10 protein-coding genes are annotated in these 25,840 nt (G+C 41.6%); 5 read left to right on the top strand and 5 right to left on the bottom strand.

All coding sequences use genetic code 11. The annotated features are described in order from the left end of the window. Nucleotide 1 precedes the first annotated feature (1 nt). Nucleotides 2-1,456, top strand: a complete 1,455-nt coding sequence (locus U0033_RS09420) for a glycosyltransferase family 4 protein (RefSeq protein ID WP_072356986.1) — start codon at nt 2-4, stop codon at nt 1,454-1,456. Nucleotides 1,457-1,568: 112 nt separating this feature from the next. Then, nucleotides 1,569-2,363: a glycosyltransferase family 2 protein gene (locus tag U0033_RS09425; RefSeq protein WP_072356985.1), complete on the top strand. Its 795-nt coding sequence runs from the start codon at nt 1,569-1,571 to the stop codon at nt 2,361-2,363. Here U0033_RS09425 and U0033_RS09430 read toward each other — a convergent pair. Then, entirely contained in the window at nt 2,357-3,985 is a 1,629-nt protein-coding gene (locus U0033_RS09430) for a hypothetical protein (protein ID WP_072356984.1), read from the bottom strand. The genes U0033_RS09425 and U0033_RS09430 overlap by 7 nt on opposite strands. Nucleotides 3,986-4,393: 408 nt before the next feature. After that, complete coding sequence (locus U0033_RS09435; protein WP_083571315.1) at nt 4,394-6,115, bottom strand: ABC transporter ATP-binding protein; 1,722 nt, start codon at nt 6,113-6,115, stop codon at nt 4,394-4,396. Nucleotides 6,116-6,970: 855 nt separating this feature from the next. Between U0033_RS09435 and U0033_RS09440 the strand changes: the two genes are divergently transcribed. Both U0033_RS09440 and U0033_RS09445 read left to right on the top strand, forming a co-directional pair. Next, nucleotides 6,971-15,652 carry a GH36-type glycosyl hydrolase domain-containing protein gene (locus U0033_RS09440; protein WP_072356981.1) on the top strand — a complete coding sequence of 2,894 codons (8,682 nt, stop codon included), beginning with the start codon at nt 6,971-6,973 and terminating at the stop codon, nt 15,650-15,652. A gap of 196 nt (nt 15,653-15,848) precedes the next feature. Then, nucleotides 15,849-16,202 carry a transposase gene (locus U0033_RS09445; RefSeq protein ID WP_177318525.1) on the top strand — a complete coding sequence of 118 codons (354 nt, stop codon included), beginning with the start codon at nt 15,849-15,851 and terminating at the stop codon, nt 16,200-16,202. 168 nt (nt 16,203-16,370) lie between these two features. On the opposite strand, the gene U0033_RS09450 is transcribed toward U0033_RS09445, so the two are convergent. Both U0033_RS09450 and U0033_RS09455 read right to left on the bottom strand, forming a co-directional pair. After that, nucleotides 16,371-17,507 (bottom strand): hypothetical protein, encoded by a 1,137-nt coding sequence (locus U0033_RS09450; RefSeq protein WP_072356979.1) that lies wholly within the window; start codon nt 17,505-17,507, stop codon nt 16,371-16,373. Between the two features lie 224 nt (nt 17,508-17,731). Next, nucleotides 17,732-21,295, bottom strand: a complete 3,564-nt coding sequence (locus U0033_RS09455) for an alpha-L-rhamnosidase-related protein (protein WP_083571314.1) — start codon at nt 21,293-21,295, stop codon at nt 17,732-17,734. Nucleotides 21,296-21,959: 664 nt separating this feature from the next. Between U0033_RS09455 and U0033_RS09460 the strand changes: the two genes are divergently transcribed. Next, a complete protein-coding gene (locus U0033_RS09460) occupies nt 21,960-23,726 on the top strand; it encodes a glycoside hydrolase family 97 protein (RefSeq protein ID WP_218163975.1) in 1,767 nt (588 codons plus the stop codon). 929 nt (nt 23,727-24,655) lie between these two features. Here the strand turns inward: U0033_RS09460 and U0033_RS09465 are convergent. Beyond that, nucleotides 24,656-25,753 carry a fatty acid desaturase family protein gene (locus U0033_RS09465; RefSeq protein ID WP_072356974.1) on the bottom strand — a complete coding sequence of 366 codons (1,098 nt, stop codon included), beginning with the start codon at nt 25,751-25,753 and terminating at the stop codon, nt 24,656-24,658. Nucleotides 25,754-25,840: the final 87 nt, after the last annotated feature.

Genomic DNA, 25,840 nt, shown 5'->3' on the forward strand with positions numbered 1-25,840 from the left:
TATGAAAATCGGATTACTGGAATTCAATGAATCCATGTGGCCCAGCCTGGAAAGAACAAAAGCATTTTACCTGGATACCATTACAAAAAGGTTCGATACCTGTACAGTTACCATCAGCAATAATGGTGAAATAAGCGACACACCTGATGCAATCGTTAACTTCATGGGTAACGCGGGCTGGGAACTGAACACACACCCGGATTGTCCTCTCATCTTCGGAATTCATGGAGGCACAATTCTTAACCAGAGATTCCTGAGAACGCATCTCGAAAAACTCCGGCCCTCAGATATGCTGATCGTCAACTGCCAGTCAGACATCGACATTCTTAACAACATGTTTGCTGGCAACGCCCCTGCTCTCTGCCACCTTCCGCTACCAGTAGATGGTACCTGCTTCAAACCCATGCCAAAGAACCAGGTAAGGAAACAACTGGGGCTGCAGGAAGAAGACATTGTAGTAGGCTTTGTAAGCAGGTTGTTGCCGCAGAAGAACCTGCACCGCTACCTTGACTTTCTCGCCCAGCTGAAGAAACAATTACTTCCCCGGAAAGTAAAAGGTATTGTGATCGGGAAATACTGGGTAGACTACCCCGTGTTGAACTATCAGACCAGTAACTATCCAATGTATATTCAACAGCTGATTGAAAAACAGGGATTGCAAAATGACCTGCTATACTTCCCGGCCAACCTGACAAACGATGACCTTGCCACCTGTTATAATGCGATGGACCTTTTCATTCACCCTACCAACTCAATTGATGAGAACTTCGGGTACGCACCTGTAGAAGCCATGGCATGCGGCACACCTTTGCTGGGAGCGGCTTACGGCGGGCTGAAAGATACTATCATATCCGGCACAACAGGTTTCCTCATGCCCACCTGGGTAACAGATGCCGGTATCAGGATGGATACTTTTGCAGCGATGCAGTTTGCCAAAACACTACTCACCAATACAGAACTCAAAAAAAACATGTCGGCCGCCGCCTTAAAACATGCAGCCAATTATAACAAGGAAACCTGCGCAGACATTCTCTGTACAGCCATCACACAGGCCGTAGAAAAGTACAACGCCAACGAAGCACCTGTAAACACCAGTTTATCACCAATACCGGCCATTTCCAGCCAGGAAGAATACCTGCCGAAAATCGACGTACCCTGGAAATACTATAAAGAACAGGTACGGTATTATGTAAGCAATGCAGACAATAAACCTGATGAGGAAACGCTTGTCTACACCTCCGTTCCCGTGGTGCAATTGTCGCCCGGCAGTATTCAGCTGGATGATCCCGCATGGCCAGCTGTTTATCCAACTGATTCACTCACGCAGACAATTATCTCGTACTGCCAGACACCCATAAAAATCAAAACATTATTAAACAGCTGTGACACGAATCTCTCCCGGATAACATCCCTGATCAATGCAGGACTGCTCAGCTACAGTCATGAAAAATTGTAGTGACTTCGTTTAAATTTATCACCGTGCAGCTGGTCAAATGGAGTTGATCATAAATACATCTCTCGTGGAGATGATGTAATCAAATTGAGTGACTACCTGAAAAAGTATAATTATGCCCTTATTCTCCGTTATCATACCCTGGTGCAACCGTAAAGAACTATCGGAAACACTTAATAAGAATTTACCTGTATTTGAAAAGAACGAAGTAGAAGTGATCATCAGCAATGTAGGGGGCGATCCCAGCATATTACAGGATATATTGCAGTCCTTCCCCTACCCTGTTATAACAATCCAGCGACCCGGCATTACTGTATTCAATAAATGCCTCGCACTAAACCTGGGTGTGTCAGCAGCCACGGGCACTTACCTGTTCCTGCTGGATGCAGACGTTATACTGGAAGAAGATCTGCTGCCTGAAGCAGCTGCTTTACTGGCAAACAACTGTTTTGTTACGATCAGGAAAGTATACGAATCGCAGAAAAACGCTACTGCGAGCAGGAGTTTTATCTCCGAACTCGCCTATTTTATAGCGATAGAAGACATCAATAACAATAAAGCACTGGTAGAAACGAGCCGTCATTACATCAATGAAAAAAGCCGTAGTGCTCCCGGGCTGGTAATGCTGCGAAAAGAACATTTCATGAAAGTGAACGGCATGAATACGGAGCTGTCCGGCTGGGGCTGGGAAGACAATGATCTGCTCTGCAGACTTCAGCTTAAATTATCACTCAAATGGGAAAAGATCAGCAGCGCTAAACACCTGACGCATACGGACCAGGAGAGAAAGATCAATAACAATTCACGGAAGGCCAGTGAAGCAGCCAATTATGCAAAGTGCCTGGATAATTACAGCCAGGGTAATTACGCAGGCACTTATAAAAAAGATTTGCAACAATACATTTACTGAGCAATACGCAGGTGACTGGCAATCGGATCAAACGCGTCAAAGGTCTCACTGATAAGCTGTTCCATTGCTTCCGCAATCTGCGGTTCGGGATATTGGTCATTGAACAGGATCCGCAGCCGTCCTTTATTTTTGTACCATAGGGGATCCCATTCCACAGGTTGTTCAGAAAAAAGTGCCTGTACCCTGGCCGTCATGTGTTCCACAGCGGTGGTCATAGCTTTCACGGTATCACTTTCAATATGGATCTCCAGGCCAATCTTATCTCCATAATCGAGAAACTCATAATGAAAAGATCTTGGCCAGGAAGGGGGCCCTATACGCCGGAAATGTTTAAACCGGCCTCGTGGCTCCAGCGAATGTCTTGCATGCTGTATATAATGCTCCAATACAGTATTAAACCGTTCCCGCTCGTGATTTACAGGACTGGACAGTTTAAAAACGGCTTTCTCTATTGCCGACAATGCCCCCGAAGCAGCTGGATTAGTTCTGAATGGGGTCAGTGTATCCAGGTTTGCCGTGTATGCGGCAAGGTCGATGTTGGCGGATGGATCACCATTTGCGACACCGTTCACGGCTTCCAGCAAACTTACACCTCTTCTGTAATGACCAAAATGCAGGAAACAATCTTCGAAAAATAAATAGGGCAGATATCGCGGAATGATCTCATTCAGTGTATTGACGGCCAGGTTTAATGCGTTGATATGCTCTCGCCGGATCTTATAGCCAGCCTTCGTGGCAAGTGCCGCCAGTTCAGCAAGATGACCGATATAAAAAGCATTATTTTCAAGAAAATCAGCTATTTTCAATTCATTCCTCACTTCTCTCAGCAGCGAATCGTCTGAAGGCCGTACATTGTTCTCCAACGCATTTTTAGCCTCTTCCATCGCAATGCATAACAGGAAGAGGATATCCAGCTGCCCATTAAGAAAAACCTCCGCTACGGGCTTATAATGAGCAAATTCCGGCACATTGGCGCTGATTGTACAAAGTCCTTCGGTCAGATGCACCTTCCGGCATACTTCAAACGTTCCGAATTTATGTGCATGTACTGCCTTTTCCATCAACTCCTGCAGATTATACGCCACGTTTTCTATAACGAACGGCGCCGTATTGCTGTCAGGATCAATGTACGACAATGCGTATAGCAGGTGCCCCAGCTCCTGACCCTGGTCCTTTTTTATATTTATGTGGCGGCTGTTACGCGCCAGTTCCTTTATTGTTATGCCTGTACCTGCGATTTCCTTATCAGGACTTACCCCTGCCATGACAACGTATGCGAAGGTCTGCCATGGATGGAAATCTCCTTCAGGTTCACATTGCAGTATAAATGGAGCATCAGATTCATTACGATGGATAAAAGGAAGCAACTCATCTATCATCTCTCTCTCATTATAGATCACGTTCCCCCATCCGTTCATGATATGACAGAGGTAGGGTAGACCATCCCGCTCAATGATTTCGGGAACATGATGTGCCATTACTTCAGCCAGCCTGGATATGATCAGTGTATTTTGCCTGGTGTTGAGCAACACGTCTTCAAAGGTCAGCCTGTTCTTAATATCTGTAAAAGATTTTTCTAAACGGGGAGAAAGGGAAAAGGGCCACCAGTGTGTAATATGCATGGGTTAAATATGTAAATACGAAAATAATAAAGAAGGGGATATTCTTAACGGAATATCCCCTTCCAAAAGCACTATCTCTTACAGTACTTCAAATTCCGGAGATTCACAGCAGCCCTGTGTACAACAACCTCTTAATAATTCAATTTCAGAAAATGATGTCAAGTCTGAAAGCTTGGCAAACAAAGTTGAAGGGGCTTCCATTTCGAGTTCTGCAGTGTCAGCGTGGGAAAACTGGGTAGGGTTCATAACATTACAATTAGGTTAATAAATTCTCTGATATCGTAACTAAGATAATAAAATCCTATTAATAAAACATGATTATTGTTTAAGTAGTGAGTCAGTTTAAATTTATCACGGTGTAGATCCTGATCATTTGTCTTAAATAGGTTCTTCACTCCGGAGATGGCTTTACTGACCTGTATTATAATGATGGGGCCAGCCATTGGTGATAAAAGCATCTGGTGTTCCTTCCTGTACAACAAAACCATTTTCGATATTGTACACATAATCCATGTGGCGTAATGATTGCAGCCTGTGCGTAATAATAATGATGATAGCATCGCGATGGTTCTTCCTGAGACTTGAAATTATCTGCTGTTCCAGTTTTATATCAAGGGAAGCGGTGGCCTCGTCGAAAATGATCACTTTTGCCTTTTTCAAAAAAGCCCTGGCGATGGCTATTCGCTGTTTCTGTCCATCTGATAAAGACGCAGCAGATTCATTGATGCTAGTATTAAGTCCATCAGGCAGATTTTCGACAAACTCCATCAAACTGGCATCAGTCGCCGCTTTTAAGACCTCCGGCTCTGACGCATTAAAACTACCATACCTGATATTTTCGAAAATAGGGATGCTGAATAGTTGATTTTCCTTCTCTATGAGTCCTAATGAGTTTTGCCAGTCAGATAAATATGACATTGGCACTTCTTCGTCCAGGAGAATCTCTCCTGTTGTAGGGCGAATAAAATCACACAGCAGACTGGAGATGGTGCTTTTACCTGATCCGCTGGGGCCTATTATTCCATAGATGGTTCCTCTTTCAAAACGCAGGTTTATGTGATGAAGTATCTGGCTGTCATTGATAGCGAACGAAACATTTCTAAAGGTGATGTTTTGAAAATCCGGCGTCTGGATTGTACCACATCTTTCCGGAAAATCATCCGGAAGATATTTACTCACACGCTCCATTGATATTAAGGCCTTTGCGAATTTATTATAACTGTTCATAATATTCATGGAGGGAGCATATAACCTGTTCAGGTATTGTATGAATGCGATCAAAGAACCAATGGTAAGGGCACCTTCAAACACGACCTTACCACCGTACATCAGTACAATGACAGGCCCTATCGCTATCAGGAAAACGGTGATATTGGTATTCAGGGAACTTAATACCGTATTCCTGGTATTGGCCGCTATATCCTGTTGCTGGAGTTTAAACAGGTTATCCTGCTCAAATTTAGTGGCATTATAACTACGAACAACACGGATATTCTTGATTTTCTCAAGTACAAAGTTGTTCAGCAATTCCTGTATTTCCTGTATATTCCTGAAATTAGATTGTAAATGAGGTGTAAATTTCCTGATACTGAATATAACGGCAGGGAGGATTAACAGGCTGATAACAGTGAGCTTTAAGTTAAGTATTGCCAGCATGATCATGATGCCAATGACCGTCAGCAGGTCGGATGTGAAGGTTAGCACAAAAGAGGATACGGTCAGCTGAATATTCTGTACATCATTCATTATAGTAAACAAAAGGTCTCCAGGCTTTACTTCCCGGAAAAACAATATGGGCCGTGCAAGAATGGTATTCAGAACGTCGGCACGTATTGCAGCAATGACCTGCTGGCTAATCCTTGCATACAGGAAGTCTGTAAAAAGGGAACAGATTATGCGAATGAGGTAAATGATTACCAGCGTAAACAATACGGATATGAGCTGAGAATAGTTGCCTTTGGGGAAAACGTCATCAATAATGATCTTAAGGATATATGGGGTTGCCAATGAGCAGGCACTGACTATTAACATCATCAATAATAACAGGAGTTCTCTGCCGATGTGCGGACGCAGATATCGCATAAAACGCTTAATATAATAAGTATTCGGTTGCCGGGATTCCATTAACATGTATTATGTTTTATTCCTGGTTATTTATTAGTTGCGAACGGGCTGGGTTGACGTTACGGGTAATTGATTCCGGTATGAACGTAAAAGGTCGATTGCTGGGTTCACATTTGAGAGAACAGATTAACAAATCGGCACTTATATGAAAAAATAAATCAAATGAATATAATAATTTTTGGGTGAATGTATATTTAAAATGAAGTTCCAAAGTGGCAGATTAATGGGAACAATTCAAGCAATTATACATGTAAAACAGCTATTCAACAGAAGTATATAAATGTATGAATTATATTAATAGTAACAAAAGGATGTTGTTTTCGGGAAATGCGCAGAGCTTGAAAGTAGGTTTTGTGGAAATTTACTTTTTCAACTTAAGGGAAGGACAATTAGAGGAGAGACTTAGCTGGATAAATCCTCCAAATCTTTCGACTCGAAGGTTTTACACTTGCAGAGGAGGGAACAACTTTCGAACCTATTCACAGAGGATTTATCTAAAACACAGACATTTAATAGTGAAACGTATTATTAGAAGTGTTATTTGCTATAAGTGTATGTTATCTCTTATATTATTCGCCAGATAACCAACAATGTCAAATCTATTCTATGATTCAATTATCCCAGCTGGTTTAACTGTTACCCCAAAGTTGTGAATGACGGCATACAGAAACTAAATAAATGACGCAATGCAGTTTATTATACCTATATTACATTGCTACTACCTCACTCCGTTGCATTCTTAAAGAGAAGACAATTTAATGATGTAATTTTTACATTCTATTTCACAAGAAACCATCCAACGTAATTTTAAAGGGTGACTACCTACCTGCATAGATAAACATATCAGGAATATAAATTAACATGAAGGTTACTTCCACTACTGTATCAGACATATTATCACGTTTACGGTTCAATTTTCTTAATGACAATACGTTGCGCAAATACGAAGAGGAGCCTTTTCGATCGGAACTATATGCCTCAGATCAAATGGATCGTCATGGCAAAGTACTTGCGAAGTCTCATAAACTTCAAAAAGGGAAATCCGCTGATCAACTGTTGAAACGGTTGGAGGACAATGAAAAAATATTGCTGGAAGTACGTAATCTTCTTGTTGAAAGTATAAGGAGTGATAAAGCTATCACACCTGCATCTGAATGGCTGCTCGATAATTTCTACCTGATAGAAGAGCAGGTGGTAATTGCGAGAAAACATTTACCTAAAGGATATAGTGAGGCCTTGCCTTATCTCGCTGAAGGTATGTCCGCAGGAATGCCGCGCGTATACGATATTGTTTTGGAAATTATTGCTCATAGTGACGGCCGTGTTGACGTTAACAGCTTAACTCGCTTTGTTGCCAATTACCAGTCGGAAACAAATCTTACACTTGGTGAACTATGGGCTATCCCGATTATGTTACGTTTGGCAGTTATTGAAAATTTACGCAGGCTTGCAGGCAAAATAGCCCTGGATGTAATAGATCATAATTTGTCTGATCATTGGGCGGATAAAATGATTGCAACTGCAATGGATAAGCCCCAGGACCTGATTCTCATTATCGCTGACATGGCCCGATCAAAGCCGGTATTAGACAGTCATTTCATATCCTGTTTTACCCGCAAATTACAAGGCAATGGCCCTGCACTTGCATTACCACTTAACTGGATGGAGCAGCAGTTGTCTGTATTGGGAAACAGCAGCAATGATCTTGTATTGCAGGAAAATCAAAAGCAGGCAATCGATCAGGTGTCTGTGCGCAACAGCATTGGTACTTTGCGCTTCCTTGCTGCTACAGACTGGCGTGAGTTTGTTGAAACACTTAGCAGTGTGGAACAAGTATTTCGACAAGACAAAACAGGTACTTATTCCTTATTGGATTTTGCTACAAGGGATCGTTATCGCCACGTCGTGGAGAGAATTTCAAAATCTTGTGACCTGTCTGAAACCGAAGTAGCCCAAAATGCCCTTAAATTAACATATCAAAATAAAACCGATGATGCCTATTCTAAAAGAAAAGAACATATCGGCTATTATTTAGTTGATAAGGGTCTGAAAGAAATGGAACATTCCTGTTGCATGCATTACACTCTGCGCTTGAAATTCAGCCAGATTGTAGCTAAAATGCCTGTGTTGATATACATTTTTTCCATTTTTTTCCTGGCTATTGTTTTCGCCGGAGGAATATTTTATATCGAATATAATTTTGTTCATTATAATTGGAAAATTTTAACTGTTGTTGGAATTCTATCGTTCATAGGGTTCCTACAGCTGTCGGTTTCGCTGGTCAATTGGCTTTCTACCCTTTGGGTACAACCACAACTTCTTCCGAAGATGGATTACTCGCGGGGAATTCCTGCTGAGTGCCGCAGCATGGTGGTAATTCCAACAATGCTTTCAAGCGAATCTTATATCGAAGAATTGATTGAGGGACTGGAGATTAGATATCTTTCGAACCGGGAAGCGAATCTGCATTTCGGTTTGTTGACGGACTTTATGGACGCGGACTCAGAAACGATGCCCGATGATGAAAGACTGGTAGAATTAGTAAAGAAAAGAATCGAAGAATTAAATGAAAAATATACAGCACCTGAGCCTTCACCCTTCTATTTGTTCCATCGACCGAGACAATGGAATTCAATGGAAAAAATATGGATGGGCTATGAACGAAAGAGGGGAAAACTATCTGCACTGAATGCCTTTTTAAGAGAACGAGAACGCAATGAATTTTCATTGGTAGTTGGTGATCAGGGTATACTAACCAATATAAAATATGTGATCACGCTAGACTCTGATACAATGCTACCAAGAGAATCTGTCTGGAAGTTTGTTGCAACAATGGCCCATCCCTTAAATCATCCTATTTACGATTACAATAAGAAAAGAGTGGTTGCCGGGTATGGAATTTTGCAACCCCGTGTGGAACCAGGTATGCCCAAAACATCCGTCTCCCTTTATTTAAAAATGCAGGGTAATTTATCAGGCATTGATCCGTACACAAAAGTATCTTCAGATGTGTACCAGGATCTTTTTGGTCAGGGTTCTTTCATTGGAAAAGGGATTTATGATGTAGATGTATTTGAACAGGCATTGGAAGACAGATTTCCGGAGAATCGTATATTAAGCCATGATTTGCTGGAAGGATGTTATGTTCGTTCTGGTTTATTAGGTGATGTGCACCTGTATGAAGAAAGCCCTTCGCAATATGAAACAGACGTAAAGCGGCATCATCGATGGATAAGAGGTGATTGGCAAATTGGTGCATGGATGCTTCCTTTCATTTCTGATGGCAAAGGACGCTTGACTAAAAACAGGCTATCTGCATTATCCAGATGGAAAATATTTGATAACCTCAGGCGGAGTCTAACACCACCTGCCTTAATCCTACTTTTATTAGTAGGCTGGTTTGAAGATCCTTTTACCTGGCTCTGGACATTCGTAGTTACTATTATTGTTTTACTCCCATTGATAACCGCGGCCGGATGGCAGTTGATTAACAAACCTGAAGATGTTACAGTCACCTCGCATTTTGTTGAAGTAGGAATTTCAGTACGGAATTTTTTAATCCGATTCATCTTCAATTTGGCAGTTCTGCCTGATGAAGCCTTTAAAAATATGGATGCAATTGTGCGTACAAATTGGAGGATGATCTTCTCGCACAAAAAATTATTGCAATGGACGCCTTATGCTGCATCCGGAATTCGTAGTAACAATCTACAATCTTCTTACGAAGCGCTGTGGGTTACATCACTGTTATCCATTATCACCACAATACTTTTAGCTTACCTAAATGCCACAGCCTTATATGTTGCTGCCCCTATACTCTTATTGTGGCTTGGTGCGCCAGCAATTGCATGGCGTTTGAGTAAAAAAGAAATAGAAAAAAAACCGAATCTCTCTGAAGCTCAATATCTATTTCTTCATAAATCGGCACAAAAAACATGGTTCTTCTTTGAACAATTCGTCAATGCAGAATCAAATTGGTTACCGCCCGATAATTTTCAGGAACAACCCATAGCTGTAATAGCGCATCGTACATCTCCCACTAATATGGGTCTCTCATTGCTAGCGAATCTTGCTGCATATGATTTTGGATATATAAGTGGAATGGAAATGTGGAGAAGATGTAACAACACGATTTCAACAATGCTGAAGTTGGAGCGATACAGCGGACATTTTTATAACTGGTATGATACCCTTTCGTTATTACCGCTTCATCCGAAATATGTATCTACGGTAGATAGTGGCAACCTCGTCGGACACCTTCTTACTTTAAAACAAGGGTTATTATCACAAATACATGAACCCGTTTTTTCCAATAGAAATTTTGAAGGTTTAGTGGCTACAGTGAAAATTGCAGAGGAAATTTCTCATGGACATGATGCAAAGCAAACAGAAAAGATACTCGCTATTTTGACCAGTGTAATAGATGAAAAAAGCAATTTACTGAGTGTTACAAAACAACATTTGAATGAACTGCTTTCTTTAACCAACGAGTTATCGCTGCTGTCGTCTACCATGGATTCCGAAGTAAAAAAATGGCTGCTGAAGTTATCGCAACAAGTGAAGGGTTTGCAATGCGACCTTTTTCACATTATACCATGGATCGACTTATTACCTGTGCCTCAAAACCTTTCAGAACTCCACATTTTGGATGAAATCCCCACGCTGAATGATTTGCACGACCGTCCAGAATCGCTTTTAAGATTAATTGAATTGTATTTGCAGACCGAAAAAGATACACAAACTATCGGTTGGTTAAGAAAAATGCATGAATGTATTTCAAATTCAATCACTATAGCTGATGAAAGAATTCGTTCATTGGTTCAATTAGCGGAACAATGCGAAGAACTAAGCGAAGTAGAATACGATTTCCTTTATGAAAAGTCAACCAATCTTTTAAGGATCGGTTATAATGTTGAAGAACAAAGAAAGGATAATAGTTATTATGACTTGCTGGCTTCTGAAGCAAGACTCGGAATTTTTGTTGCCATAGCACAGGGGAAATTGCCACAGGAGAGTTGGTTTGCATTAGGAAGGTTGCTAACCAATTCGGGAGGCGATCCAATTTTGCTTTCATGGAGCGGTTCTATGTTCGAATATCTTATGCCACAGTTAGTAATGCCTTCTTACGAAAACACCTTATTATATCAAACCAATATGGCCACTGTAAAGCGGCAGATAGAATATGGTGCACAACGGGAAGTTCCATGGGGTATTTCGGAATCCGGATATAACTCGGTGGATGCTAATCTGAATTACCAGTATCGTGCATTTGGTGTGCCGGGTCTTGGATTAAAACGAGGACTTGAAGAGGACCTGGTTATCGCTCCTTATGCCTCAATGCTAGCGCTGATGGTTTCGCCGCAAAAAGCATGTAGCAATTTGCAAACACTATTCAAACAAGGCTTCACTGGCGGATATGGTTTTTATGAAGCGATTGATTATACCCCAAGTCGTGTGCCACGAGGAAATACAAACAGTATTGTGCGCTCCTATATGGTACACCACCAGGGCATGGGTTTACTTTCATTGGCATATTTATTACTCAATAAGCCGATGCAGAAGAGGTTTGAATCAGAACTTCGTTTCAATGCAACCCTTTTGCTTTTGCAGGAACGCGTGCCAAGAACAACGGTTTTCTATGCGCATACTTCCGACATTATTGAAACAGGTATGATAGCAGCGGACGTGCAGGTAAGAAGCATTGGTTCGCCGAATACAAAATTGCCCGAAATACAGCTTTTAAGCAATGGTCCTTACCAGATAATGATAAGCAATTCAGGAGGTGGCTACAGCCGATGGAAAAATATGGCCGTTACACGTTGGCGCGAAGATGGAACCAAAGATGATCTCGGTATTTTCTGTTATATCAAAGATGTGAATAGCGGAAAATTCTGGTCCAATACACACCAACCAACTTTGCAATCCGCAGAAAATTATGAAGCCATTTTTTCACAAGGTCACGTTGAATTTAGAAGACGCGATTTTGGTATTCATACAAAGACAGAGATTGTTATTTCCCCGGAAGATGACACTGAATTAAGAAGGATAAGAATTACGAACGAAGCACAATCGGTAAAAATATTAGAAGTGACAAGTTATGCAGAAGTGGTGATGGCGACACAGGCATCGGATGAAGCGCATCCTGCATTCAGCAACTTGTTTGTTCAGACCCAGATAGTTCGCGAACACAACACGATCTATTGCACGCGACGGCCACGTTCTGAAGAAGAAACTCCTCCCTGGATGTTTCACCTGATGCATGTAAATGGAAGCGACGTGGAAGATGTATCGTATGAAACAGACCGCATGCAATTTATCGGAAGAGGAAGAACATTGCAACATCCGCAGGCAATAGATGCCATTCTTTCAGGTAAGGAAGGTTCAGTACTTGATCCGGTTATGTCTATTCGGTACCGCATTCTTATTAAACCCAATCAAACGGCAACAATTGATCTTGTTTATGGTATCGCAGATGATAAAGAAGCCTGTGAAAATTTGATGTTCAAATACACGGACCGCTTTTTAAAAAATCGCGCATTTGAACTTTCATGGACTCACAGCCAGGTCCTGCTGCGACAGATTAATGCAACAGAATCAAATGCGCAATTATACAACCGGCTGGCATCTTCTATTATTTATTCTAATTCAAATTTGCGTGCCGATGCTGCGGTAATCCAAAACAATTATCGTGGACAGTCGGGGCTGTGGAGTCACTCTGTTTCCGGTGATCTGCCCATTGTATTACTTCATGTTTATGAACAGGAAAGTGTGGAGTTAGTAAAACAAATGATACAGGCGCATGCTTATTGGAAATTAAAAGGGCTATTTGTTGATCTTGTGATCTGGAATGAAGATTATGGCTCCTACAGGCAATTTTTACAGGAACAAATTCTTGGTTTGATAACAGCAGAGGCTAATACACCGGGGCAGCAAAGGGCGGGAAATATTTATGTAAAATCTGCAGATCAATTATCATCAGAAGACAGGTTGCTTTTTGAAAGCGTTGCTCGTATCATTATCTCTGATAACAAAGGCAGCTTATTGGAGCAGGATACAAATCAAATCTTTGAAAGGCCGCTACCTTCCTTGCTGGAAACAAAAATAGTCTCTTTACCGGTACAACAACGTGCAATTTCATTGCCCAATGATCTTTTATTCTTTAATGGAACTGGTGGGTTTACTAAAAATGGAAAAGAATATAAAATCATCATTGATAAAGGTAACACCACTCCTGCGCCTTGGGTTAATGTGATTGCGAACCCGCAATTTGGAACAGTAGTATCTGAAAATGGATCTGCATACACATGGGCCATTAATGCCCATGAATACCGCATCACACCATTTAGCAATGATCCGGTTAGTGATGCAGGGGGTGAAGCTTTTTATTTACGTGATGAAGAAACAGGAACTTTCTGGTGCCCTTCACCATTTCCCAAGAAAGGAGAATCGCCTTACATAATAACACATGGATTTGGCTATACAATTTTCGAACATATTGAGAGTGGTATTCATTCAGAGATGTCTGTATTTGTAGATAAGGACCTTCCTGTAAAATTTGTTGTATTGAAATTGAAGAACGAATCAGGTCGCGAACGAAAACTTTCCGCAATGGGATTTCTTGAAATTGTCCTTGGCGATGTACGATCTAAAACCAATTTACATGTATTTTCCGAGCAGGATAAAAACACTGGTGCACTTTTGTTTCGTAACAGGTATAACTCAGCATTTTCGGAACGTATCAGTTATTTTAAAGTGGAAGGCGGTTATAATTTCAGCTACACTGCAGACCGTTCAGAATTTATTGGAAGGAACCGGAGACTCGATGATCCACAGGCTTTGTATAGGAAAAAACTTTCAGGAAGAACCGGAGCAGCTCTTGACCCCTGTGGGGCACTATATGTAAAATTTGATTTATTGAACGGCGCTGAAAAGGAAATTATATTCCAGATCGGGAATGAAAAGAACATTCAGGAAACAAATGCACTACTGCAAAAGTTTGTCAACAGGGATGCGGTCATTCAATCTTTACAAAATGTAAAAGATTACTGGCAGCAAATTGTCAGTGCTGTACAAATAACAACTCAGGACGCCTCTTTGAATGTATTAGCCAATGGATGGCTTATTTATCAAACCGTAGCATGCAGAATATTTGCCCGCAGCGGATTTTATCAATCGGGTGGAGCCTTCGGATTCAGGGACCAATTGCAGGATGTGCTGGCTTTGCTACACACGCAGCCTGCCATGGCGAGAGAACAGATATTATTAAGTGCGTCAAGGCAATTTATCGAAGGTGACGTGCAACATTGGTGGCATCCACCGGAAGGCCGGGGCGTTCGTACACGTTGTTCCGATGACCTGCTATGGCTCCCATTTGTTGTATCACGGTATCTTACTGTTACTGGTGATCTAGATATTTTACAAACGCAGGTTGGTTTTCTTGACAGCCGTCCATTGAATGAAGGAGAAGATTCGCTTTATGATTTGCCCGTGACTTTGAATGCAAAGGGCACTTTGTATGAACACTGTGTTCGTGCGATAAAATACAGCCGTCGTTTTGGCGCACATGGTTTGCCATTGATTGGCACAGGAGACTGGAACGATGGTATGGATCGTGTAGGAAATAAAGGCAAAGGAGAAAGTGTATGGCTCGCATTTTTCTTCTACGACGTTCTAACAAAATTTATTGCTATTGCAACAACGAATGGAGATGATCTGTTTGCAGAGGCGTGCAGGAAGGAGGCAGCAACTCTTCAATCTAACATAGAAAAATCAGGGTGGGATGGTGAGTGGTATCGCCGAGCATATTTTGATGATGGTACTCCGTTAGGTTCAAAAGAAAATGTTGAATGTCGCATTGATGCTATTGCACAAAGCTGGTCTGTTTTATCAGGTGCAGGAAATGATGAAAGAAAAAAGATGGCAATGCGTGCACTCGACAAATATCTGGTTAATAGAGATTTGAAAATAATTCAATTACTCGAACCATCGTTTGACACCTATGGCCCTAACCCGGGTTATATAAGGGGTTACGTACCAGGGGTAAGAGAGAATGGAGGCCAATACTCGCATGCCGCTATCTGGGCTCTTATGGCTTTTGCAGCACAAAAGAACCGTGGAAAAGTATGGGAATTGTTCAGTATGATACAACCCATAAAACATGCTTTAGACCAAAATGCAGTACAAGTGTACAAAGTAGAACCCTATGTGATGGTTGCAGATATTTATGCAAACGAATCACATAAAGGAAGAGGTGGATGGACATGGTACACCGGTTCTGCCGGGTGGATGTATCAGTTTATTCTCTCCTCTTTGGTTGGAATTGAATTAAAAAAGGATCAGTTGATATTCAATCCATGTTTCCCTTACGAATGGCCTTCCATAGAAATACAATACAGGTATGGTCAGTCAATGTACCATTTCACTGTTTTTCAATTACAGGTAAATGAAGAATCCTGGTGGGAAGGAGAATCCGGCAAAGGAAAAGGAAATACAATACTACTAAGAGATGACGGGCTGGAACATCGGTTTGAAGTACACATTTAATCTTAAACGGGGATTTCTGTGAGTTGGCACCCGGTTTAGGTATTAAAGATCAATCAGAGGGGTATGTAAAACACAATCAATTTGGCAGGAATCAGCACAAAAAAAACGGAACAAAAAACCTTACTCTTCCGATAAACTACGCTACGATGCTGCCAGGGATATCTATTATTGTCCGAAGGATAAACCCATGAGAAACGTGGGAACTTATACCCAAAAGACAGGCACTGGTTTTGAACAGACTGTTATCAGATATGAGACCGAAAGTTGTAAATGGTGCAGATTATGGGAACAATGCCATAATAGGAAGGAAAATAGAATCATAGCAATCAATCACAACCTGCAACGGCTAAAATCAAGAGCAGACAAACGATTAAAAACCAGGCGAGGAATAGCAAAACGTAAACAACGTTGTTTTGACACCGAACCTGTGTTTGGTAATATCAAACATAACCATAACTTCAAAAGATTTATGCTTCATGGGCTTGAAAAAGTCAGGGTTGAAACAGAATTACTGGCATTAGTGCATAATCTGAGAAAGAAAATAGCCTAAAAAGGGGAGAAATCCCTTTTTTAGTGCTTCGTTTATCGCTCACCCGCTCCATAAAAACTAATAGGTTCATAGCTTATTACAAAAGCTTCTAAATATGAGGCTCATTATAGCGCATGGTATAACAAGAAAAAAGCGCTCATTTATTTATGAGACGCCCTCCTGAAATATTTACAAAGAGAACTCTCCCGTCTCTATATCCACCCGGGTTGCAAAAGGTCCCTTCTTTTTAATATATGGAATATTTTCAACCATAGGCATTTCCCTTGCTGCACTTCCCTCACTGGAAGCCGCTACAATAGCACCTCCTATCGCACCAAACATCAATCCACCACCAATCGCACCTACCAGTATCGCATTATTATTTTTCCTTGACATCGACAGGTAATCTACTAAGTAGATGCTATTCTGCCGCTGTTCAACCGGGAACAGCAGGTCGTAGTATTGCTTTAGCAAAACACCATTTGTACGTACGCCCCAGAACTTATCGACATACACCTTATTGCCCGTACTATCTGTATAATAGAAATGAGCAACATCATTTTGAAGATCATAGCCGGTATTGGCATAGGTAGGCTGATCGTTCATAAAGTCCTTAAAAGTCACATAAATAGCATCTCCACGTTCCTTTACCTGTAAGCCAGGAGCCTGGTACCTTGCCAATGCTTTCTCTTTTATTTCAGCTAAAGTATATGCCCCCTCACCGGCATTTGTATTTGCCACAGACCTGTTCAATAAGATCTGCAAAGCATGTGCAATATTGTCTCCATGTTTGTGGGTTACATCCATACCTCCCTTGACAAGTATCGTATCCAGCATAGCCACTTTCTTAAAATGTCCGCTACCATCCCCGGCATAACCAATTGCCCTGAATTGGAGGAAGCTCCGCTCGCTCATATTAAAAGTACGCTCTCCGATCCTTAGTTCCTGGATCACAAACACCAGTTGTTGGGCATCACTTTTATAGATCAGGCTATACCTGTTATCTACAAAAGCCTGCAAATAAGGTGTGAATGTACCATCCAATGCTGCCGGCCTCCACCTGTTGAACATGCCTGTCTGTACATAGCCCAATATTGAGGAATCACTAACCGCATTGACGATCTGTATACCGGATATATTGACTCCTGCCATAAGGCCTGGATCAGTCGCAGCGCCAGGTAGTGATATCCTGGAGATTTTTGTACTATCAAGATCTATTGGCTTTTTTTGTTTTGTGACAGTAGTGTTATCATCTGCATATTGTGCCATGGTTGTGTGGGCAGCCAGCATACCAAGCAGGATAAAGCTCCAGCGAATATTTCTCATCAGGGATGTTTTTACAGTTGGAATATTGGGCGAATTTAATAAATGATGGACAATTTTTGGGTTAAATCTGTATGCTACATGTGAATCTCATGTTGGAATGAAAGTAAGAAGAGGCTGTATCATGAGTCCGATACAGCCTCTTTTATTCGTATCCCTGATGGTGCCGGGTAGCCGTTTAAGCAATTCTCAGTCGTTATTTCTATTTATGAGCCAATTTCCTGCAATTAGTACTTCACCACCGTCTTACTCTCAACTTTATCACCAATCGTAACATTGACAATATAAACCCCGGCAGGCAATGCAGACAGATTAAACTGCTGGCCGCTGTAAATTTTCTGGGCCGGGCGCACCAATGTTCCGGATGCATTGTAAATACGCATATAAGCCTTTTCTTCTTTCTTAGCAGTCAGTTTTACCGTTATCATATTCGTAACAGGGTTAGGATCTACAGAAAATGAGGACGTAGTTGCTGCTGCAACAGCCGCCGCAGCAGCAGTGAATGACCACTGACCATTTATCTGTCCGATATTTGACCATTGATGTACCAACCCTCCGCCTGAAGCACCATTTACCTGCAATACCTTTCCGCTGTGCTTAGCAATCATCTTATAGTAACCGTCTCCGGTAGCAACGATGATAAAATTCTGATGACTTTCAACCGGATCATGATATGGATACTGAATTACATTAGTACCATTTAAAAGAGAAGCACCGTTTACATCCAGCGATTTGCTGCTGTGCTTAGCGAGAATCTTATAATTACCGTCGCCCAGATGTGTAAAAATAAACTGCTGGTTGGCGTTCCCGTTATATGCAGAATGAATAACACTGGCACCATCGGCAGTAGATGCCCCGTTTACATCCATTTGTAAACCGCTGGCCCTGTTCTGTATAAAATACGTACCAGAAAGATTGGTAACGCCATTCGTCAACACACGTATAGAGGTCGTTTTATCATGGAGTGCAGACCAGGTAATACAGTTATTATTTGCAGTCAGCGTTTCTGTCTGACCAGTAAAATTATCATCGGCATACAGCATTACTTTATATCCTTCGGCTACTACCAGTGATGAGATCGCATCATCAGGTATACCTTTTGCATTCATCTGCGCCAGTGTATAATTGCCTACAGGCAGACTGACAGCAGTTCCGCTATAATTACAATCTACATAAGTGATCACCGGATCTGTACTACTAAATGGCAAAGCGGTGAACTCCCAGCTTCCCGGACTCACTTTAAACTGTACAGATACATCATTCTGCTGAAAGAATGTAACACCACTCACACCACCTAAGAATGTACCATTTTTCCATACAGTGATGCCTCCTACCTTGATCTCAGAAATAAGGGTGGGCAATACATCTTTTGGAACACTTACAATGGCGGTAGTGCCTGAAGGTGATGTAAGGCTTTGGGTAAAACCAGTGCTGTCAAGAGAGACGCTGGCGACGATATTTCCTTTCACACTGGGTACTACGCCAGCAAATTGCGTAAGGCCTCCCGGCTGTGGCGCAAATATAAACTCAGCATAAGCCGGCTGTGTAGGCCGGATACCCAGTAGGTAAGCACTCATCACATACAAAGGACCGGCAGACCATGCATGGTTATTACTGGAATATCCAGCATTACTATTACTTTCTGTAAAATCTTCCCACAGGGTAGAAGACCAGCTGTTGATCATCGGTGCAAAACGATTTTTCATACGTGTAACCGCAGCAGTAGGATCCAGCTTAAACAGGTTTTCTTCAACATACATTTCCTGGTACGGACCTGCATCATTTCTGTTTTTCAAAACACTCAGCGCACCGGCTTTCTGCTGATCATTGGCCAGTCCGGTAGATAAAGCCCAGGCATTACTTCTATCATCAACCAGCCGGGATGACACATTGCTGGACATATAGGCACGTGATGCGCTGTTCCAGAAATAATTATTGAAGTTGTTCTTCACCTTTGTCTGCAGTTCCTGAAAATAAGTCGCATCTGCAGTCTGGCCTAAAAGGTTTGCCGTGTTAACAGCGGTTTCCAGCACAGAAATATAAAGTGCGTTGAACACCGTATTAGCACTGCCTACAGGAACAGGATCAATGTTAGTACCCCAGTCAATCCAGTTCCAGGCATCATTTTGCAACAGCAGCATACCATCAGCATTAGAGCTGGCTACACAAAACTGAATGTATTTTTTCAATTGCGGATAGATCTCCTGCAACAAAGCTCTGTCTCCGCTATACATGTAGTACTTCCAGATCATGGCAACTGCGGCCAGGTTCTGATCAGGCAGATGAAAGGAGGTGCCTGGTGCTGTCGTATAGAGGGAACCATTTCCTTTCTGTGTATTCATCAATTCGCGAAAAGCTTTGCGTGTCAGTTTATTTACACTGGAATCGTATAAGTAGAATGAGTAGAGGATTTGTTCAGATACATCTCCCCACCATTGACCACGTTCACGGTCAGGACAATCATAGTACTGGTCACGCATACATACTTTGGACGTGTTTTTAGCCTTTGTCCATAAAGTGTTTAACGATGCATCAGAAGAATTAAACTGGCCGGTGATATCTACATTATAGCTGGACTCTCTATATTTCAAACCCAATATCTGTACTGTTCCAGTTACGTTTGAAAAATCGTAGGTAACGGTATGATTACTTGAGTTCTGCCATGCAAAACATTCAAATTCCTGATCACCGGCTTTGGTAATATATTCCTGCCAGTAATGCCTGTTTACAGTAATTTTTATTTTCACGCCTGCAGGGGCATTTACGTGCAAATAGGGCCGCAACTGTATATTGGTACCAACAGTTCCGGTGATGGTTGTATTAGCTGTAACAGAGGTCGGTATTGAATTCTGATAATTACTTAATTCAGCCTCTCTCCAAAATGGGATGCCGCGGGGTACGAGTGAATTCCAGGGGGCAACAGGTGGCAGTCCTTTTTTTACAGCTGTGGCCCATGAAGCATCGTTAAAACCAGCGCTTGTCCAGCCAGCAGGTTCATTTGCGGCATTGTAGGAAACAGGGAATGCAATCCATTTGTAATCCTGTCCGTTCAGAATTAATTGAGTGGTAGCTCCAAAAGAAGGATGCACACTGTACTTCCAGGTATCATCAGATACAACTACAGAGCCTGCATCGAATAATAAACCGCCATTGCCCACAGCCCTTTCTGAATAACCATTCTGCCCTCCTTTATACCATACCAATACGGCAATGGTATTTTCACCAGCCTGCAGATAGGGTGCAATATCTACTTCATCATAATAGGTATTTACCAGATCAGGACGAATAGACAACCCACCATCTTTTACCACCAACTGATTATTTACATACAGCCAGTACTTATTTTCTGCGGCAATTTTAGTGAGTGCGGAAGCTGGTTTGGATGCAAGGCTTAGCTTTTTCCTGAAAGCGATCCAGGTGTTTGCCGGACCAGCATTGGGGGACCAGATCCAGTTGGCCGTTCCCTGTGAAGGGGGAATCATGCTGACAATAAAAGAGGTTACCTGGTCATTCCATTCAGTACCAATCCATGTAGAAGACGCAGTGGAACTAAAGGTTTTTCCGGTAAAATTATCATCCGCAAAAAAGGTAATCTGATACCCTGTGGGGATGGAAAAGGAGGAGAGACCATCATCCGGGAAACCGGCCGCATTCATATCTGCAAGCCTGTAATTTCCAACGGGGAATGAGATAGCAATGCCTCCATAATTAATGTCACTGTATAGTACCACTTGGGCATGGGTGGCTAATGTACAGAACAGCAATAACAACATTATTGTTTTTTGCCTCATAGGTTGTTGATTTTAAGGGTTTATTAGTGGAAACGTGAACTACAGATTATAGGATTTCATAAGGGAAATTGAATTAAGTTTTGAAAAATAAAAATAAAATTCCGATTAACTGTCCTTCGCTGTCTATAACCTTATATCGCATATGAGCGATTCAATATCTCAAACTTCTCAAATACAAAATGGTCTTCAGATCTTTATCCGAAGGCCTTCTATATTGGCTAAACCCGGTCGGTTTATTTAGCGGGGCGGAGGAGACGAGTTTCAAACCATTTCACAGAAGATTTATCTAAGATTTGCAAATACATGAGTGAAATTCATTACTGAATACACATTGTAACATTATATTATGCTGCGCGAAAGTTTTACCGTTTGGAAGGCTTTACGATGTCGGTTAACCAGTGAAGGCTTCCTGCTGTACATAGATGTTATTTAGGCTCGCCGTAGTATTGGGCTTTGAATATCATCTATTTCTATTGTAAATACAAAATTGATTATTTTAGCCACGTTAATAGTCTGCTTTTATCTTCAATTTTACAGGATGCAATATTTTAAACAAGGTCTCTTAACTATACTTTTATGCGGTATAGGGATAATTAGCGTACTGGCTAATGGAAAAGAAAAAACTGTCAAAATCAAAAGCCCTGATAAACGGGTTGTCGTTAATGTGTTTGTTGAAAATGATAGGCTCTCTTATACTGTGCTATACGCAAATGAAAAAGTAATTGATGTTTCTCCATTGGGTCTGACTGTGGATAGTGTGGATCTTGGGTATAGGACGAACATAATTGGGGCTGGCCAGTTAAGTTCATTAAATGAAAGATATACAGTTTTTGGGAATCATCCATCAGCTGTTAGTCATGCAAATGAAGCAAGCATTCCATGTGAATCTGCAGGCAGGAAATTTAATCTCATTATAAGGGTATATGATGACGGTGTGGCTTTACGTTACACTATTCCGGTGGGAACAAGATATGTGAATGGTGAATCGACCTCCTGGAATCTTCCAGGAAGTACATCCAAAATTGCATGGTCCGGTTTTAGCCAATCTTATGAGGAATATAGTCATGTAACTCCATTAAGTGAAATTCCGGAAGGTCAGCCTGTCATGGGGCCACTTACATTTGAGATAGCTGGCAAATACTTATCTATATCTGAGGCTGATTGTGTTAACTTTTCAGATATGTCATTTATGAAAAGGGATCATGTATTAAAAGCGTATTTCCCCTTTGCAAAAGATGGCTGGAAATTTGAGACCCTTGCAGGAAATGTTCCAGGTGTTGCTGATGGTTCCTATAAAGGGCAAAAGGTCACCCCATGGAGAACAACTATCATTGCAAAAAATTTGAATGATCTCCTTAACTCGGATCTGTTGACGAATGTTTGTCCGGCTCCAAAGCAAGGACGTGACTTTTCCTGGGTGAGACCAGGCAGGTGTTTATGGCAATGGTGGAGTATTGGTGCACCGCAATTCGAAGATCAGACCAACTGGTACGATGCAGCTGCCAGGTTAAAATGGGAGTACTACCTGGTAGATGATGGCTGGCGGGATTGGAGAAAAGATGGGAAAGACCAATGGACATTATTAAAAGAGGTGATTGACTATGGAAAGAAAGTAGGGGTGCAATCTATCGTTTGGGTGGATTCAAAGGAGTGTAGAAATGCCATAGATCGGCGCAAATACCTTGAAAGAATAAAGGCTTTAGGTGCTGTCGGTATTAAGATTGACTTTATTCCAGATGCAACGGCCGACATTATGAACTGGTATGCAGGCACCATGGAAGATTGCGCAGAGCTAAAGTTATTGCTCAATTTTCATGGAAGCGTGAAGCCCACAGGTTTGAGGCGTACCTATCCGAATGATATTACAAGAGAAGCTGTTCGGGGCAATGAATACCAAATTTCAAGATATAACAGGGCCATGCCCTTTCAGCATTACGTGTCTTTGCCATTTACCCGGCTGATGGCAGGCCCGGCGGATATTACACCTGTTATCCTAAACCCGGAGGAATTGATTAGCAAGCGATATACCTGGGCGAATGAATTTGCGCAGGCGATTGTTTTTTTATCTCCGGTTACACATTTCTGTGATCAATATAAATTTTATCTCGAAAGCCCCATGTTTGATCTGTTTCAGACGATTCCTACTGTCTGGGATGAAACGAAGGTTTTGCCGTGTACCAGTATGGGCGAGGTTGTTGGTATCGCGCGTCGTAAAGGGAATACATGGTGGATCGGAGTGATAAATGGCGAAACTGAGAGAATAGTAAAAATTCCCCTTTCATTCCTTTCTAAAAAGACGGAGGCCATCCTGATCCGCGATACACAATCCAATACGGCGGTGGACAGGGAGACAAGAACGTTATCCCCAGGTGATACCTTAACCATTAAACTGGCTCCGGGAGGAGGATTTGTGGCCCGGACGGGTCTATGATCAACGAAGCCTGAAATAAATCATTGGGGTTATTAAGAACATGATCTTATTTCCACCAAACTGGCAGAATGCACAGCGAACCTTTAAGAAGTAATAAGTCTGTCCATATCACTTTCTTCCAGGCTCGCTATGGTGCTCCTGTAACGCCGGTACTGTTACAGTCTAAATCATTCAAGCTATAATGGCCACTCAAACATTTTCCAAACAATCGGGTAGGAAGTGAGGGATTATTTCCCTCACTGTCCTCTCATACCACCGTACGTGCCGTTCGGCATACGGCGGTTTGCTAAAATAATGATGTCTGTGTTTTGACCTTTCGTTTATGTGTAAGAAGAAAACCCGTATAACCCAATTTCATCAGGTAAGCATTATTAAGAATGATACGCAATGGGCGGCTATGTGCAATACGGCAGAGGCCTTTACTGCTGGTTCCCCATTTTATTGCATTCATCTTACCAACTCCTAACTTCAGCAGATTCACCACCCGACGGCGAGGATGTCGCCATTCTTTCCAGATGCATATCCGTAATCGGGTTCGAACATACTTGTCCAGATTCAACATTGCCTCTGCACCCATAGTCAGCCTAAAGTAGAACTCATTTCATAATTACTATTTATGTATTGATTATCAATTGTAAATGCCTATTTATGAAATGCGTTCTAGTTAACCCAACCTGTAATGACCGGTACGGGTGTGGTGATGGAGGTTTTGATTTGCTATGGAGAATTGAAAAGGTTAGTCATAAGATAAAACTGATTCGTACAGATAAAGCATACAATGGGGACTTTAGCGATAAAAATAATTATAGAATATTGGATGGCGTGTTACGCGCCGAATAATTACTCAAAGATCAATAGATGCGATAACAGCGCCATTGAAACATTTCAATAATACAGCGGCATCAAAAGATGCGGCTGTATTATTGAAGTTAGATGTCGTTACTTATTTCGATTTTCTTATGGGGATTCACACCCAATGAACGCATATGATTATAATGAGAGGCAATTGCAGCGGTAATTGTCGGGATGCAATTGTATTGGATGCCGAACTCCTGGCATTTCAATTGCACTATTTTACTAAGTGCAGGATAATGAACATGACTTATACGGGGAAAGAGATGATGCTCTATCTGGTAATTCAGCCCTCCAACATACCATGTTATAAAGAAATTACCGGGCGAGAAGTTTGCCGTAGTCTTAAGCTGGTGTACCGCCCATTCATTTTCGATCACAACATCATCTTCGCTGCAAAATGCGAATTCAGTTTCTTCCACAACATGTGCCAGCTGAAATACGACTGCCAACGACAGGCCTAACGTGATATGCATACATAAGAACCCTATCAGCCACTTTTGTGCGCCTACAAATATGACAGGGATCACGATATAAAAAATAACGTACAGCACTTTACTTAGCCAAAAAATAAAGTGCTCTTTAAAATTCATATGCTTTAACTCTGTATTGTATATTTTCTGCGTGCCGTATTTCATGAAGTCTGTAACAAAAATCCATAAAATAGAACTGAGCGCATAGACCAACCAAAGATATATATGCTGCAACCGATGAACTGGTTTCCAGACCTGCGTGCTGCTTTGCCTTATGACCGGGCTTTTGGCGATGTCATCATCCAAACCATCTACGTTTGTGTAAGTGTGATGAATGATATTATGTTTTTGCTTCCATATAAACGCATTGCTCCCTAATGCATTTAGTGTAAGCCCCATCAAACTATTCACCCATTTTTTAGTCGAGTAACAGCCGTGATTCGCGTCATGCATTATATTAAAACCGATGCCTGCAAGAATAAACCCTAATAGCCCGGATAGTACAATACCAAAGGGGAAAGAGTAATTAAATGCAAGCAGGTAGATATAGGAACCAAGAGCCATTAAAATAAGAATAAAAGACTTTATATACAGCTTCCAGTTCCCGGTTTTCTCAATGCCGTTTTCGACAAAATAATTTTCTATCTCGATTTTAAGTGCCTTGAAGAATATCGATTTTCTATTGTAGACCAGCTTTCCCATACTGCAAAAATGGGAAAAAAGACAAGAATATCAATTTTTAGCGCATATTTTCCTTTTCGCCTATTGCTTTTTATTGCTTATGTCTTA

The sequence above is a fragment of the Chitinophaga sancti genome (genome assembly GCF_034424315.1).
Taxonomy (GTDB): domain Bacteria; phylum Bacteroidota; class Bacteroidia; order Chitinophagales; family Chitinophagaceae; genus Chitinophaga; species Chitinophaga sancti.

Coding starts and splice junctions, on each gene's coding strand:
- U0033_RS09425 (WP_072356985.1), top strand. CDS start 1,569: ATGCCCTTATTCTCCGTTATCATACCCTGGTGCAACCGTAAAGAACTA.
- U0033_RS09435 (WP_083571315.1), bottom strand. CDS start 6,115: ATGTTAATGGAATCCCGGCAACCGAATACTTATTATATTAAGCGTTTT.
- U0033_RS09420 (WP_072356986.1), top strand. CDS start 2: ATGAAAATCGGATTACTGGAATTCAATGAATCCATGTGGCCCAGCCTG.
- U0033_RS09450 (WP_072356979.1), bottom strand. CDS start 17,507: ATGAGAAATATTCGCTGGAGCTTTATCCTGCTTGGTATGCTGGCTGCC.
- U0033_RS09440 (WP_072356981.1), top strand. CDS start 6,971: ATGAAGGTTACTTCCACTACTGTATCAGACATATTATCACGTTTACGG.
- U0033_RS09430 (WP_072356984.1), bottom strand. CDS start 3,985: ATGCATATTACACACTGGTGGCCCTTTTCCCTTTCTCCCCGTTTAGAA.
- U0033_RS09455 (WP_083571314.1), bottom strand. CDS start 21,295: ATGAGGCAAAAAACAATAATGTTGTTATTGCTGTTCTGTACATTAGCC.
- U0033_RS09465 (WP_072356974.1), bottom strand. CDS start 25,753: ATGGGAAAGCTGGTCTACAATAGAAAATCGATATTCTTCAAGGCACTT.